The following is a 13,595-nucleotide window of genomic DNA, read 5'->3' as shown; positions in this document are numbered from 1 at the left end:
CGGGCGCCCGTGCCAGGTCCCTCACGGGCGCCCGCTCTCTCATCTCACTCGGCAGGCCAGGGCACCTGGGCCGACCGGTAGTAGTCGATCCCGAGCGCCGACATCCGGGGACCCTGCGCCGCGAGCCTCACCTTGTACGTGTCCCAGTCGTGCGAGGACGCGGGCGACCAGCCCAGCTCGGCGATGCCGGGCAGCCGCGGGAAGGCCATGAACTCGATGTGGTCACTGGTGGAGACGGTCTCCGACCACAGGGGTGCCTCGACGCCGAGGACCGACGAGGCGGGGGCGCCCTTGATGTACGTCCCCGGGTCCCAGTCGTACGACTTCTGCACCTCGACATAGCCCGCCCAGGCCAGACCGAGGGGGGTGTCCTTGTGGTATTTCATGTCGAGGTAGGCACGGTTGGCGGGTGAGAGCACCAGTTTGGTGCCGGCCCTGGCCGCGTCCGCGACCTCCTTCTCCTCGCCGGTCAGTCCCCAGTACTGCGCGACCGCGCCGGGCACCGGCTTCGCGCCGACGAGCTGGTGCCAGCCGACTACCGTCTTGCCGTAATTCCCGACGACGGCCTGCGCCCTGTCCATGAACGCCACGTAGTCCGCGTGGCTGGTGGAGTGCGCCTCGTCGCCGCCTATGTGCAGGTACTTGCCCGGGGTCAGGGCGGCCAGCTCGCGGACCACGTCGTCCACGAAGTCGTACGTCACGTCCTTCGGCACGCACAGTGAGCTGAAGCCGACGTCCGTACCGGTGTAGAGGGGCGGGGCGACGCCGTTGCAGTTCAGCTCGGGGTACGAGGCGAGTGCCGCGTTGGTGTGCCCGGGCATGTCGATCTCCGGGACGACCTCCAGGTAGCGGGAGGCCGCGTAGCCCAGGATCTCCTTGTAGTCCTTCTTCGTGTAGTGGCCGCCGGGGCCCCCGCCCACCTGTGTGGAACCGCCGTACGTGGCCAGCCGCGGCCAGGAGTCGATCGCGATCCGCCAGCCCTGGTCGTCGGACAAGTGCAGATGCAGCTTGTTGACCTTGTAGAGCGCCATCTGGTCGATATAACGCTTGACCTGCTCGACGGTGAAGAAGTGGCGGGAGACATCGAGCATCGCGCCGCGGTAGGCGTACCGCGGCGTGTCGGTGATGGTGCCGCCCGCCACCTTCCACGGCCCGCGCTGGCGGGTGTCCCTCTCGACCGACGCCGGCAGGAGCTGCCGCAGTGTCTGGACGCCGTGGAAGAGCCCGGCGGGCCCACGCGCGGTGATGGTGACCGACCGGCGTCCGGACTCCAGGCGGTACCCCTCCTCCCCCAGCCCGCGCGCCTCGGAGCTGAGGCGCAACCGGATGCCGTCGCGGCCGTCCCGGCCGGTGACCGGCAGCGCGTACCCGGTCGAGGGACGCAGGACGTCGGCCAGATAGGAGCCGATCCTGCGGGCCTCGCGCGAGCCGTCGTCGACCCGGATGGGGGTCCGGGCGGTGAGGGTGTACGACGGTCCGCCGCTCTCCACCGAGGCGGGCGCCGGAACGACGCGGGCGAGCGGCGGGACGGACGCGGTGGCCGGGGAGTCGCCGGCCGAAGCGGCGCCGACACACGAAAGAGTGGCCGCGACAAGGAGGAGGGAGCCGAACAACGAGGGGAACGTTCTGTGCTGTCTCACGAGCTGGGTCCCTTCGACGGGCTTCGCAACTGTGGTTCTGAGCAACCGAACGGTCACCATGCGTACCGTCTGCCTCAACCGCGGTCAAGGTGTAGACCACTTCTCCTTGCCCCGAATGGAAGAATCCGCGCATGGCGGAAATCATCCAGAAGGACGGGACGTGGACCTTCTACGGGGACACGGTGCGGATAGTGCCGGGCCGGGACAAGGGCGTGAGCCTGCTGCGCCAGACGCTCGGCGAAGTGGCGGTCCCGCTCGGGGCGTTGGCCGGTGTCTCGTACGAGGCGGGCCGCAAGTCCGGACGGCTGCGGCTGCGGCTGCGCGAGGGCTCCGACCCGCTGCTCCAGGTCACCGGCGGCAAGCTGCCGGACGCCTCGGACCCGTACCAGCTGAGTGTCGAATCGGACCGGGCGGGCGTCGCCGAATACTTCGTCGACGAGGTGCGCAACGCCCTGCTGCTCGACCAGGTGCCGCAGGGCCCGGTCGACCGCTATCTGCTGCCGGGCCCCTCAGTACCGGTCACCGTGGGCGCGGGCGACGGGACGGCCTCCTTCGACGGGGACCAGGTACGCCTGGAGTGGAACTGGAAGACGGAGGAGGCCAAGAGCTCCAACGGCACCCGCGTCTTCCCGGTCTCCGACATCTCCTCGGTCGAGTGGTACCCGGCCGCCGGGCTGGAGAACGGCTACCTGCGCTTCGTGCTCACCAAGGGGGCCACCAAGGCGCCGCCGAAGTACGACCCGCACGCCGTGGAGCTGTACGGCTTCAGGAAGGACCCACTGATGGCGCTGGTCGCCGCGGCCGTCACCGTACGCATGGCGCACCCGCTGGCCCAGGACAGGGCGACCGGACCTTCGGCCGCGCCGGCGGCCGACGGGGTTGATCATGACGCGCTGCTGCGCCGACTGCGGGAGCTGGGCGAGCTGCACCAGGCCGGAATCCTGACCGCGGACGAGTTCTCGGCGGCAAAACAGGCGGTACTCCGACGATTCTGACCCCATACTGCCCGGAATCGGGCAGGATTCTTGCGTTCAAGCCCTCCCGCCCTCCAATATCTACGGGTGCTCGAACGCCGCCCGTCCGCTCATGACGACCTCGTCGACCACCTGGTGCGCAGCACGCCGCTACAGCGCGGCGAGGCTGCCCGGGTGGTGCTGGACGTGCTCGCGTACTTCGACGAGAAGACCGAGGAGTTCGTCCGCCGCCGGCACCGAGAACTGCAGTCCGGCGGGCTGACGAACACCGAGATCTTCGAGCGGATCGCAGCCGAGCTGCCGCACCGCGCGGTGGCTCCCCCGGACCTCACACTCCGGCAGCTGCGCCGTCTCGTCTACGGCTGACACGACTGGCACGACCGGAACGGGCCGCTGCGGCGGAGCACCCCTAGGCAATCACTCGGAGGGCACGACATATGTGCGGAATCGTCGGATACATCGGGAAGCGCGACGTGGCTCCCCTGCTGCTGGAAGGCCTGCAGCGGCTGGAGTACCGCGGCTACGACTCGGCCGGCATCGTCATCACCGGCAAGTCGGGTGGACTGAAGACCGCCAAGGCCAAGGGCCGCGTCCGTGACCTGGAAGCCCGCATCCCCAAGCGCTTCGCGGGCACCACCGGCATCGCGCACACCCGCTGGGCCACCCACGGCGCTCCGAGCGACGAGAACTCGCACCCCCACCTGGACGCCGACGGCAAGGTCGCCATCGTCCACAACGGCATCATCGACAACGCCACGGAGCTGCGCGCCAAGCTGGAGGCCGACGGTGTCGTGTTCGCCTCCGAGACCGACTCCGAGGTGCTCGCCCACCTCATCGGCCGCTCCCAGGCCGAGACCCTGGAGGAGAAAGTCCGCGCCTCGCTCCGCCTGGTCGAGGGCACGTACGGTCTCGCCGTCATGCACGAGGACTTCGCCGACCGCATCGTCGTCGCCCGTAACGGTTCGCCGGTGGTCCTCGGCATAGGCGAGAAGGAGATGTTCGTCGCCTCCGACGTCGCCGCCCTGGTCAGCCACACCCGCCAGGTGATCACCCTGGACGACGGCGAGATGGCCACCCTCAAGGCCGACGACTACCGCACCTACACCACCGAGGGCTCGCGCACGACCGCGACGCCGACCACCGTGGAGTGGGAGGCCGAGTCGTACGACATGGGCGGCCACGACACGTACATGCACAAGGAGATCTCGGAACAGGCCGACGCGGTGGACCGGGTTCTGCGCGGCCGGATCGACGACCGCTTCTCCACCGTGCACCTGGGCGGCCTGAACCTCGACGCCCGCGAGGCACGCGCCGTGCGCCGGGTGAAGATCCTCGGCTGCGGCACCTCGTACCACGCCGGCCAGATCGGCGCCGGGCTCATCGAGGAGCTGGCCCGCATCCCCTCGGACGCCGAGCCGGCCTCCGAGTTCCGCTACCGTAACCCGGTCGTGGACCCCGACACCCTCTACATCGCGGTGTCCCAGTCCGGTGAGACGTACGACGTGCTCGCCGCGGTCCAGGAGCTCAAGCGCAAGGGCGCCCGCGTACTGGGCGTGGTCAACGTGGTCGGATCGGCGATCGCCCGCGAGACCGACGGCGGCGTGTACGTGCACGCCGGCCCCGAGGTATGCGTCGTCTCCACCAAGTGCTTCACCAACACGGTGGTCGCCTTCGCGCTGCTCGCGCTGCACCTGGGCCGCATCCGCGACCTGTCGGTGGCCGACGGCAAGCGGATCATCGAGGGCCTGCGCAGGCTGCCCGGCCAGATCGCCGAGATCCTGGAGACCGAGGCCGAGGTCAAGAAGCTCGCCGAGGAGTACGCGAACGCGAAGTCGATGATGTTCATCGGCCGGGTGCGCGGCTACCCGGTGGCTCGCGAAGCCTCGCTGAAGCTCAAGGAGATCACCTACATCCACGCCGAGGCCTACCCGGCCTCCGAGCTGAAGCACGGCCCGCTCGCCCTCATCGAGCCCGCCATGCCGACGGTCGCGATCGTTCCCGACGACGACCTGCTGGAGAAGAACCGCGCGGCGCTGGAGGAGATCAAGGCGCGCAGCGGCAGGATCCTTGCGGTCGCGCACCGTGAGCAGGAAAAGGCCGACCACACCATTGTGGTGCCGAAGAACGAGGTCGAGCTGGACCCGATCCTGATGGGTATCCCGCTCCAGCTCTTCGCGTACCACGCGGCACTGGCGCTGGGCCGCGACATCGACAAGCCGCGCAACCTGGCGAAGTCCGTCACCGTCGAGTAGAGCCCTCTCGCTGCGAAAGAGGCGACCCCCTGTGCGTGCCACCAGTGCGCACAGGGGGTCGCCCTCTTTCAGTGGCCGGCGTCGCCCGCGCCGGCCCGGGGCTGCCTCAGCCGGTGGCCGTCACCCGCCGGCCGGCAGCGCGTCCCGGTACCGCGGTCGGCCAGTGGGCCAACGCGGCCGTCGCCCCGTACCAGGCGGCGAGACCGGCCACCGCGGCCACCCAGCCGCCGGCCTTGACCAGGCCGCCGCTCTCGGCGAATGTCGCGATGCCGAGGAGCAGGAGCGAGAGGCAGAGCAGCCCGTAGGTGCCCTGGGCGAGGAGCCCGCTGCCCGCGGAGCCCAGGGTCAGGCTGAGCGCGAGCAGGGCGAACAGGAGCAGGAACAGTCCCGCCGCCTCGGACGAGACCTGGGCGTCGGCCCCGGTCGCCCAGGTGAACCAGAACGCGCCGAGTCCCGCGTACGCCGTTCCGTTGAAGGCGTTGCCGCCACGGAATTCAAGCAGTCCGGTGACGAACAGTGCGATGCCGCCGACATAGAGCGCGAGCGAGACGGAGTCGGCCGCGGTCACGCCGTCGATGACATCGGCGTGGCCGATGCCGAAAGCGAGCAGGGTCAGGCCGAGTGCGAGGTGGCCGAGAGTCGAGGTGGTGCTTCCCGCAGAGACGTCGTTGTCCACGGCGGGCTCCCTTCATGCAGTTGTGCTGCTTCCCAGGACCCTTATGTACCCTTCACAAGTACACAATCCACCTATACCTGTGAGTAGATTTACCGTTGGACAAAAGGGAGTTGACGAGGCATCAGCCAGGTCTCACCTGGAACAACGGGAGGTTACGGGATCACAACGACCGGCCGCTGCGCCCGCTTTGCCAACCGGCCCGCGACCGAGCCGAACAGGCGGCCGACGATGCCGTGCGTGGAGCCGACCACGATCGCGTCGGCGGAGTACTCACGGCCGACCTCCTCGAGCTCGTGGCAGATGTCGCCACCGCGCTCCACGAGGATCCATGGCACTTCGGCCAGATACTCGGCGCAGGCGAGCTCGAGCCCGAGCACCTCGGTCCGATGATCCGGTACATCCACGAAAACGGGAGGCTCGCAGCCCGCCCAGACTGTCGTCGGCAGCCGGTTGGCCACATGGACGATGATCAGGCCGGAACCCGACCGCCTGGCCATGCCGATCGCATAGGCGAGGGCCCGCTCACTGGAGGTCGAGCCGTCGAAGCCGACGACGACACCATGCCGGAAGGCGGGATCGCAGGGGTGACGCGCCTCTTCCGCCGCCTGGAGATCGGCCGAGTGATCGGCGACCTGCTTGCGGTCCGCGGGTTCAGGGATTTCGTGACCGGCCATCGGTGTCTCGGCGAAGAATGTCCTCTTGGGAGGGGAACGAACGACAGTTGTCGGCGGAGCTGTGTCCGGGAATCATCTTCCCAAGCCCATACCCCCAAGGGTACGGCGACACTCCTCTCCTGCCCAGGCCCCGCCGCCTTCTCGCGGCGTTCCCCGGGAGCATGCCGGAGCCCGGCCCGGATGGCAATGCTGGCTGCCCCCTACAGCCGGTGACCGAGCGGGCCCGCCATGCACCGGTCACACTCCGGCACGCCACCGGTCCAGGCCGCCGGCGGCGAAGGGGCGCCCAGGGGCGGCCGGGGAGCCGGTGGAGGTGCGCCGGAGCTCTGACCGGTTCACAGCCTGCGCTCACCAGTTTTCAGCCAACTTCGTTCGGCCACCTTCGTCTTGGCGGAATGACCACCCAACCCCCGTGCCACCAGCGAAGAAAGGGGCATCACAGCCGCTCGCGGCCTACTGGGACGGGCCACTGACGCCAGGCGTACTTCCCACGGGGGCCCCTGAGTGGAACGCTTCGTGATCGAATGCTTTACGCCAAGTTGCCAAGTCGACATAGCGCTGGGTGCTGAACTTGTCACGCCGACACCACGGGACACAGTAGATTCGATCATGAGTATCTACGGCGGGGGACACGTGCAGGACCGAGGGGAAACGTGCAGGAGCGACCAGAACGAGGAGTCGCGACACCCGAGGGGGGCTTAGCGCCATGAGCCAGGACTCCACCGCCGCAACGGAGGCCGCGCGCAAGCTCTCCGGGCGCCGTCGCCGGGAGATCGTCGCAGTGCTGCTGTTCAGCGGCGGCCCCATTTTCGAGAGTTCCATTCCATTGTCCGTCTTCGGCATCGACCGGCAGGACGCCGGCGTGCCGCGCTACCGCTTGCTGGTGTGCGCGGGCGAAGACGGACCCCTGCGGACCACAGGCGGACTGGAACTCACCGCACCGTACGGGCTGGAGGCGATCGCACGGGCGGGCACCGTCGTTGTACCGGCCTGGCGGTCGATCACATCACCACCACCACCGGACGCGCTCGACGCACTGCGCCGCGCGCACGAGGAGGGGGCCCGGATCGTCGGCCTGTGCACCGGGGCCTTCGTCCTGGCCGCGGCAGGCCTGCTCGACGGCCGGCCCGCCACCACGCACTGGATGTACGCGCCGACGCTCGCCAAGCGCTATCCGTCCGTACACGTCGATCCGCGCGAGCTGTTCGTGGACGACGGCGACGTGCTCACCTCGGCGGGCACGGCGGCCGGCATCGATCTGTGCCTCCACATCGTGCGCACGGACCACGGCTCGGAGGCCGCCGGGGCACTGGCCCGCCGGCTGGTCGTGCCGCCGCGCCGCAGCGGCGGGCAGGAGCGCTACCTCGACAGATCTTTACCGGAGGAGATCGGCGCCGACCCGCTGGCGGAGGTCGTCGCCTGGGCCCTGGAGCATCTCCACGAGCAGTTCGACGTGGAGACACTGGCCGCGCGCGCCTATATGAGCAGGCGCACGTTCGACCGGCGGTTCCGCTCGCTCACCGGCAGTGCGCCGCTGCAGTGGCTGATCACTCAGCGGGTGCTCCAGGCACAGCGCCTGCTGGAGACGTCCGACTACTCGGTGGACGAGGTCGCGGGCCGCTGCGGCTTCCGCTCGCCCGTCGCGCTGCGCGGCCATTTCAGGCGCCAGCTGGGCTCCTCCCCCGCCGCGTACCGCTCCGCGTACCGGGCCCGCAGGCCGCAGAGTGAGCCCGCGGCAGTGGCGGAGGCGCCGGTGCCGCACCAGAGGTCGCCGCACGAGCGTTCACAGCACGAGCGGTCGCCTCACGAGCGCCGGACGGCCGCGGCCACCGCGCCGAACGGACCGACGGCGATCGGTCACGCGCCCCCGGAACCGGGCAAACCGGGCTCGGACCTCTACGCTTCCGGCCGCCCTGTGCTGCCCGGTCAGCGAGAGCGCCCCGTAGGGTAAGACACATGAACGACCGCATGGTGTGGATCGACTGCGAGATGACCGGGCTCTCGCTGACGGACGACGCACTTATCGAGGTGGCCGCGCTGGTCACCGACTCGGAGCTGAACGTGCTCGGCGAGGGGGTGGACATCGTCGTCCGCCCCCCCGCCGGGGCACTGGAGACCATGCCCGAGGTGGTGCGGCAGATGCACACCGCCTCGGGACTCCTCGACGAGCTGGACGACGGCATCACGCTGGCCGAAGCCGAGGAGCGGGTGCTGGCGTACGTGCGTGAGCACGTCAAGGAACCGGGCAAGGCGCCGCTCTGCGGGAACTCCGTCGGCACCGACCGCGGTTTCCTGCTGCGCGACATGCCCACGCTGGAGAGCTACCTGCACTACCGGATCGTGGACGTGTCCTCGATCAAGGAGCTGGCCCGCCGCTGGTACCCGCGGGCCTACTTCAACAGCCCGGAGAAGAACGGCAACCACCGTGCGCTCGCGGACATCCGCGAGTCCATCGCGGAACTGCGCTACTACCGCGAGGCGGTCTTCGTCCCGCAGCCCGGTCCCGACTCGGACACCGCGAGGTCCATCGCGGCGAAGTACGTACTGCCCGTGGAGTGAGCCGGAGTCCGGGATCGGCCGGGGCCGGATGTCGGGCGGGACCCACGATCAGCCCGGCCCTGGACGGCCCGTGCCCGGGCCGTTCGAGGCGTCCTGTCGGGGCTCCGACAAAGTGGGGCGCGAGCACCCTCCCGGACCATGTACGCTTTTCCTCGGCCGGTCGCTCTGTGAACGACCGGACATGGTGGGTGTAGCTCAGTTGGTAGAGCACCTGGTTGTGGTCCAGGTGGCCGCGGGTTCAAGTCCCGTCACTCACCCTGAACGACCGGAGGCCCGGTCCGCGCAAGCGGACCGGGCCTCCGGCGTTGTGACAGCCGCTCCCGGACCGGCCGGGCTCAGGACGACGCCCGCACCACCAGTTCGGTGGGCAGCATGATCTGCGGCCGGTCGTCCGCCCGGCCCGCGATCTCCTGGAGCAGTACGCCGACCATCGTGCGGCCCATCTCCTCGATCGGCTGCCGGACGCTGGTCAGCGCGGGATCCATGTGCCGGGCGACGGCCGAATCGTCGAAGCCGACCAGCGCCACGTCGTCCGGAATCCGACGGCCGGTCTCACGCAGCACCTGACGGGCCCCGGCCGCCATCACGTCCGAGGCGGCGAAGACCGCGTCGAGTTCCGGCCGGCGCTCCAGCAGCCCGGCCATGGCCCGGCGGCCGCCCTCCTCGGTGAAGTCGGCAGGCGCGATCAGCAGCTCGTCGGCGGCGAGGCCGGCCTCGGCGAGGGCCTGCCGGTAGCCGTCGAGGCGGCACTGCGCGCCGTACACGTCGAGCCGGCCGGTGATCGTGGCGATGGTCCGACGGCCGCGGGCGATCAGGTGCTCCACGGCAGTGCGGGCGCCGCCGAAGTTGTCCGAGTCGACCGAGGCGAGCGGCTCGTCGGCCGAGCGGCGGCCGCTGACCACGGCCGGGATGGCGAGCTGTTCCAGCAGGTCGGGCAGTGGGTCGTCGGCGTGTACGGACACGAGCAGCACACCGTCCACCCGGTGGGCGGCCAGATACTGGGCGAGCCGGCGGCGCTTGCTGTCGTTGCCCGCGAAAGTCAGGAGCAGCTGCATCTCGGTGTCCGCGAGGGCCGCGCCGACGCCCCGCAGCACGTCGGAGAAGTACGGCTCGGCGAAGAAGCGCGTCTCCGGCTCCGGGACGACGAGGGCGATCGCGTCCGTACGGTTGGCGGCGAGCGCGCGTGCCGCGCGGTTCGGTACGTAACCGAGCTCGGCCACGGCCGCCTCGACGGCGGCCCTGGTGTGGTCGCTGACCCGCGGCGAGCCGTTGACCACGCGGGACACCGTGCCGCGCCCGACGCCCGCGCGGGCCGCCACTTCTTCGAGGGTCGGCCGTCCCCCGCTGCGTCCACGAACATTCATGGCTGCCTCCCGGATCGAAATCTAACAGCCGGATAACCGAAGCCAACTCCCGCTGTCCGGTCCCTTGACACCCCCTCGGTGAGCGGCAACCCTTCAACACATCACATCTGGGAGCGCTCCCACGGTACCTGACCCATACACAACCCGCACGTTCCCCGTCCCGAGCCGCAGCAATACAACTCACGGGCACAAGACCGCAGTTGGCCGGGGGGTCGGCACGTCAGGGCGCAAGGAGGACGCTATGCGCAGGACTGTGTTTTCTCGAAGGCCGGGCGGCTCGCCGCGCCGGATGGTGGCCCTGGCCACCGTCGCCGCGCTGGGCACCGGGCTGCTGGCCGGCTGCGCCGCGGACAAGGAGGAGCCCGGCGGCTCATCGGGCGGAGGCGGCGGCAAGGGCAAGACGACGATCACCGTCGGCGTCTTCGGTGCCTTCGGTCTCAAGGAGGCGGGTCTCTACGACGAGTACATGAAGGCGAATCCCGACGTCGTCATCAAGCAGACGTCGATCGAGCGGAACGAGAACTACTACCCACAGCTGCTCACTCACCTCGGCAGCGGCAGCGGTCTGGCCGACATCCAGGCCGTCGAGGTCAACAACATCGCCGAGATCACCCGGACCCAGGCGGACAAGCTGGTGGACCTCGGCAAGACGGAAGGCGTGACCAAGGACGCCTTCCTGCCCTGGAAGTGGGCACAGGCCACCACCGAGGACGGCAGGACGGTCGGCCTCGGCACCGACATCGGCCCGCAGGGCATCTGCTACCGCAAGGACCTGTTCAAGGCGGCCGGGCTGCCCACCGACCGGGAAGCGGTCGGCAAGCTGTGGGCCGGCGACTGGCAGAAGTACCTCGACGTCGGCAAGCAGTACAAGGCCTCCGGCAAGGGAAAGGCGTTCGTCGACTCGGCCTCCGGGGTGATGGCCGCCGTGACCGGCAGCAGCGCGAAGCGCTTCTACGACGAGGACGGCAAGGTCATCTACAAGACCAACCCGGCCGTCAAGGAAGCCTGGGACATCGCGGCCGCGTTCGCGACCGAGGGGCTGAGCGGCAAGCTCCAGCAGTTCACGCCGGCCTGGGACCAGGGCTTCTCCAACGGCAACTTCGCGACCATCTCCTGCCCCGCCTGGATGCTCGGCTATATCCAGGACAAGGCCGGCGAGAAGGGCAAGGACAAGTGGGACGTCGCCCAGGCGCCCAGGCCCAGCAACTGGGGCGGCTCGTTCCTCATCGTCCCCTCGGCCGGCAAGCACAAGGACGAGGCCGCCAAGCTGGCCGCCTGGCTGACCGCTCCCGAGCAGCAGGCCAAGCTCTTCGAGAAGCGCGGCAGCTTCCCGAGCGCCAAGACGGCGTACGACCTGCCGGCCGTCGCCGGCGCCAAGCACGAGTACTTCGCCAACGCCCCCATCGGTGAGATCTTCGCCAAGGCCGCCGAAGGCATCCCGGTCACGATCGTCGGTCCCAAGGACCTCGTCATCGCGCAGAACATGGCCGACGTGGGCATGCTCCAGGTCGACCAGAAGGGCAAGTCCTCCGCGGAGGGCTGGAAAGCCGCGGTGAAGGCGATCGACAACGCACTGGACCAGTGACCCGTATGGCAAGCGATTCCCGTACTGCCGCGCCCGCCAGGGGGGAGGGGGGCGCGGCCCCGCGTGCGGACAAGACGGTCACCGAGGACCGGATCCGCGAGCGCCGCAGCCGCCGCTACCGGCTGGACATGAAGTGGAGCCCGTACGCCTTCGTGGCGCCCTTCTTCGTCTTCTTCGTCGCCTTCGGTCTCTTCCCCCTGCTCTACACCGGCTGGGCCTCCCTGCACCAGGTGGAGCTGACCGCCCCCGACGACATGAACTGGGTGGGGCTGCGGAACTTCTCGCGGCTGCTGGAGGACGAGTTCTTCTGGAACGCGCTGCGCAACACCGTCACCATCGGACTCATCTCCACGGTCCCGCAACTGCTGATGGCGCTCGGCATCGCGCATCTGCTGAACTACCGGCTGCGCGGCTCGATGTTCTTCCGGGTCGCGGTCCTCACCCCGTACGCGACTTCCGTGGCGGCCGCGACGCTCGTCTTCGTGCTCCTCTTCGGGCGCGACTACGGAATGATCAACTGGGCGCTCGGGCTGGCCGGCATCGACCCCGTCGACTGGCAGAGCGGTGCGTGGACGTCCCAGATCGCGGTCTCGACGATCGTCATCTGGCGGTGGACCGGCTACAACGCGCTCATATACCTGGCCGCGATGCAGGCCATACCGAACGACCTCTACGAGTCGGCGGCACTGGACGGCGCCTCACGATGGCAGCAGTTCCGCCATGTCACCGTTCCCGCGCTGCGGCCCACGATCCTGTTCACCGCGGTCGTCTCGACGATCGGGGCGACCCAGCTGTTCGGCGAGCCGCTGCTGTACAACGGCGGCGCGGGCGCGACGGGCGGCGCCGACCACCAGTTCCAGACACTCGGCCTCTATCTGTACGAGCAGGGCTGGGTGAACCTGCACCTCGGCCGGGCGTCGGCGATCGCCTGGACGATGTTCCTGATTCTGCTGTTGATCGGTGCGGTCAACTGGCTGGTCACCCGCAGGCTGCGCAAGAGCGAGGGGGGAACGGCATGACCTCCAAGCGTGCCGGGAAGCACCTGCACGGCGGCAAGTGGACGTACGCGGTGCTGATCCTCTTCACGGTGGGCTCGCTGTTCCCGCTGGTGTGGACCGCGATCGCCGCGTCCCGCACGAGCACGCGGCTCGCGGAGACGCCGCCGCCCTTCTGGTTCGGCGGAAATCTCTTCAAGAACCTGGAGATCGCCTGGACCGACGCCAACATGGGGACCGCGCTGTTCAACACGACGCTGGTGGCCGGGTCGGTGGCGGCCGGAACGGTCTTCTTCTCGACGCTGGCCGGCTTCGCCTTCGCCAAGCTCCGGTTCAAGTTCAAGAACGTTCTGCTGCTGCTGGTGATCGGCACGATGATGGTGCCGCCGCAGCTCAGCGTCGTACCGCTGTACATGCTGATCGCCGAGCTGTCCTGGACCGACCAGCTGCAGGCCGTCATCCTGCCCACCCTGGTCAGCGCGTTCGGGGTCTTCTTCATGCGGCAGTACCTGATCGAGGCGCTGCCCACCGAGCTGATCGAGGCGGCGCGCGTCGACGGCGCCGGCAGTTTGCGCGTGGTGTGGCACATCGTCTTCCCGGCCGCCCGGCCGGCCATGGCGGTGCTGGGCATGCTGACCTTCGTGATGGCCTGGAACGACTTCTTCTGGCCGATCATCGCGCTGACCCAGAACGGCAGTCCGACCGTGCAGGTCGCGCTGACCGGCCTCGGCCGCGGATATATCCCGGACCAGTCGGTGATCATGGCCGGCGCGCTGCTCGGCACGCTGCCGCTGCTGCTCGCCTTCGTCGTGTTCGGCAAGCAGATCGTCGGCGGCATCATGCAGGGCGCGGTCAAGGGCTGAACTCCTTCCCCAC

Annotated in this window: 12 protein-coding genes and 1 tRNA gene; 9 read left to right on the top strand and 4 right to left on the bottom strand. The window is 69.3% G+C overall.

The features are described 5' to 3' along the window. Window positions 1-44 precede the first annotated feature (44 nt). A complete protein-coding gene (locus AB0M62_RS18365) occupies window positions 45-1,640 on the bottom strand; it encodes a beta-N-acetylhexosaminidase (RefSeq protein ID WP_366075238.1) in 1,596 nt (531 codons plus the stop codon). 131 nt (window positions 1,641-1,771) lie between these two features. On the opposite strand from AB0M62_RS18365, the gene AB0M62_RS18360 reads away from it, so the two are divergent. The 3 genes from AB0M62_RS18360 to glmS all read left to right on the top strand — a co-directional run bounded on the left by AB0M62_RS18360 (window position 1,772) and on the right by glmS (window position 4,866). Continuing rightward, entirely contained in the window at window positions 1,772-2,635 is an 864-nt protein-coding gene (locus AB0M62_RS18360; RefSeq protein WP_366075237.1) for a DUF4429 domain-containing protein, read from the top strand. A gap of 66 nt (window positions 2,636-2,701) precedes the next feature. Next, window positions 2,702-2,980, top strand: coding sequence for a hypothetical protein (locus AB0M62_RS18355; RefSeq protein ID WP_366075236.1), 279 nt, complete (start codon window positions 2,702-2,704; stop codon window positions 2,978-2,980). Window positions 2,981-3,051: 71 nt separating this feature from the next. Continuing rightward, window positions 3,052-4,866: a glutamine--fructose-6-phosphate transaminase (isomerizing) gene (gene glmS, locus AB0M62_RS18350; RefSeq protein WP_366075235.1), complete on the top strand. Its 1,815-nt coding sequence runs from the start codon at window positions 3,052-3,054 to the stop codon at window positions 4,864-4,866. A 106-nt stretch (window positions 4,867-4,972) separates the two neighbouring features. On the opposite strand, the gene AB0M62_RS18345 is transcribed toward glmS, so the two are convergent. Both AB0M62_RS18345 and AB0M62_RS18340 read right to left on the bottom strand, forming a co-directional pair. Continuing rightward, the gene (locus AB0M62_RS18345) at window positions 4,973-5,542 is read right to left on the bottom strand and encodes an acetate uptake transporter (RefSeq protein ID WP_366075234.1); all 570 of its coding nucleotides are present in this window, start codon (window positions 5,540-5,542) and stop codon (window positions 4,973-4,975) included. A gap of 152 nt (window positions 5,543-5,694) precedes the next feature. Continuing rightward, on the bottom strand, window positions 5,695-6,216 hold the full coding sequence (locus AB0M62_RS18340) for a universal stress protein (RefSeq protein WP_366075233.1): 522 nt from the start codon (window positions 6,214-6,216) through the stop codon (window positions 5,695-5,697). Window positions 6,217-6,922: 706 nt separating this feature from the next. On the opposite strand from AB0M62_RS18340, the gene AB0M62_RS18335 reads away from it, so the two are divergent. The 3 genes from AB0M62_RS18335 (at window position 6,923) to AB0M62_RS18325 (ending at window position 9,032) form a co-directional block, all read left to right on the top strand. Beyond that, a complete protein-coding gene (locus AB0M62_RS18335; RefSeq protein WP_366075232.1) occupies window positions 6,923-8,167 on the top strand; it encodes a helix-turn-helix domain-containing protein in 1,245 nt (414 codons plus the stop codon). Between the two features lie 5 nt (window positions 8,168-8,172). Further along, window positions 8,173-8,775 (top strand): oligoribonuclease, encoded by a 603-nt coding sequence (gene orn, locus AB0M62_RS18330; RefSeq protein ID WP_366075230.1) that lies wholly within the window; start codon window positions 8,173-8,175, stop codon window positions 8,773-8,775. Window positions 8,776-8,959: 184 nt separating this feature from the next. Further along, window positions 8,960-9,032, top strand: a tRNA-His gene (locus AB0M62_RS18325). 78 nt (window positions 9,033-9,110) lie between these two features. On the opposite strand, the gene AB0M62_RS18320 is transcribed toward AB0M62_RS18325, so the two are convergent. Continuing rightward, window positions 9,111-10,139: a LacI family DNA-binding transcriptional regulator gene (locus AB0M62_RS18320; RefSeq protein ID WP_366075229.1), complete on the bottom strand. Its 1,029-nt coding sequence runs from the start codon at window positions 10,137-10,139 to the stop codon at window positions 9,111-9,113. 241 nt (window positions 10,140-10,380) lie between these two features. Between AB0M62_RS18320 and AB0M62_RS18315 the strand changes: the two genes are divergently transcribed. The 3 genes from AB0M62_RS18315 to AB0M62_RS18305 are packed head-to-tail and all read left to right on the top strand — an operon-like array spanning window position 10,381 to window position 13,582. After that, window positions 10,381-11,724 carry an extracellular solute-binding protein gene (locus AB0M62_RS18315; protein ID WP_366075228.1) on the top strand — a complete coding sequence of 448 codons (1,344 nt, stop codon included), beginning with the start codon at window positions 10,381-10,383 and terminating at the stop codon, window positions 11,722-11,724. 5 nt (window positions 11,725-11,729) lie between these two features. Beyond that, on the top strand, window positions 11,730-12,743 hold the full coding sequence (locus AB0M62_RS18310) for a sugar ABC transporter permease (RefSeq protein WP_366075227.1): 1,014 nt from the start codon (window positions 11,730-11,732) through the stop codon (window positions 12,741-12,743). Beyond that, a complete protein-coding gene (locus AB0M62_RS18305) occupies window positions 12,740-13,582 on the top strand; it encodes a carbohydrate ABC transporter permease (RefSeq protein WP_366075226.1) in 843 nt (280 codons plus the stop codon). The genes AB0M62_RS18310 and AB0M62_RS18305 overlap by 4 nt, the downstream gene beginning before the upstream one ends. Window positions 13,583-13,595: the final 13 nt, after the last annotated feature.

The organism is Streptomyces sp. NPDC051219 (genome assembly GCF_040682335.1).
Taxonomy (GTDB): domain Bacteria; phylum Actinomycetota; class Actinomycetes; order Streptomycetales; family Streptomycetaceae; genus Streptomyces.
This window is presented reverse-complemented; position numbering and strand designations above follow the sequence as displayed.

What these genes read in the sequence shown, in the direction of transcription:
- AB0M62_RS18340 (WP_366075233.1), bottom strand. Translation starts at nt 6,216, where the DNA reads ATGGCCGGTCACGAAATCCCTGAACCCGCGGACCGCAAGCAGGTCGCC.
- glmS (WP_366075235.1), top strand. Translation starts at nt 3,052, where the DNA reads ATGTGCGGAATCGTCGGATACATCGGGAAGCGCGACGTGGCTCCCCTG.
- AB0M62_RS18310 (WP_366075227.1), top strand. Translation starts at nt 11,730, where the DNA reads ATGGCAAGCGATTCCCGTACTGCCGCGCCCGCCAGGGGGGAGGGGGGC.
- AB0M62_RS18360 (WP_366075237.1), top strand. Translation starts at nt 1,772, where the DNA reads ATGGCGGAAATCATCCAGAAGGACGGGACGTGGACCTTCTACGGGGAC.
- AB0M62_RS18335 (WP_366075232.1), top strand. Translation starts at nt 6,923, where the DNA reads ATGAGCCAGGACTCCACCGCCGCAACGGAGGCCGCGCGCAAGCTCTCC.
- AB0M62_RS18320 (WP_366075229.1), bottom strand. Translation starts at nt 10,139, where the DNA reads ATGAATGTTCGTGGACGCAGCGGGGGACGGCCGACCCTCGAAGAAGTG.
- AB0M62_RS18315 (WP_366075228.1), top strand. Translation starts at nt 10,381, where the DNA reads ATGCGCAGGACTGTGTTTTCTCGAAGGCCGGGCGGCTCGCCGCGCCGG.
- AB0M62_RS18305 (WP_366075226.1), top strand. Translation starts at nt 12,740, where the DNA reads ATGACCTCCAAGCGTGCCGGGAAGCACCTGCACGGCGGCAAGTGGACG.
- orn (WP_366075230.1), top strand. Translation starts at nt 8,173, where the DNA reads ATGAACGACCGCATGGTGTGGATCGACTGCGAGATGACCGGGCTCTCG.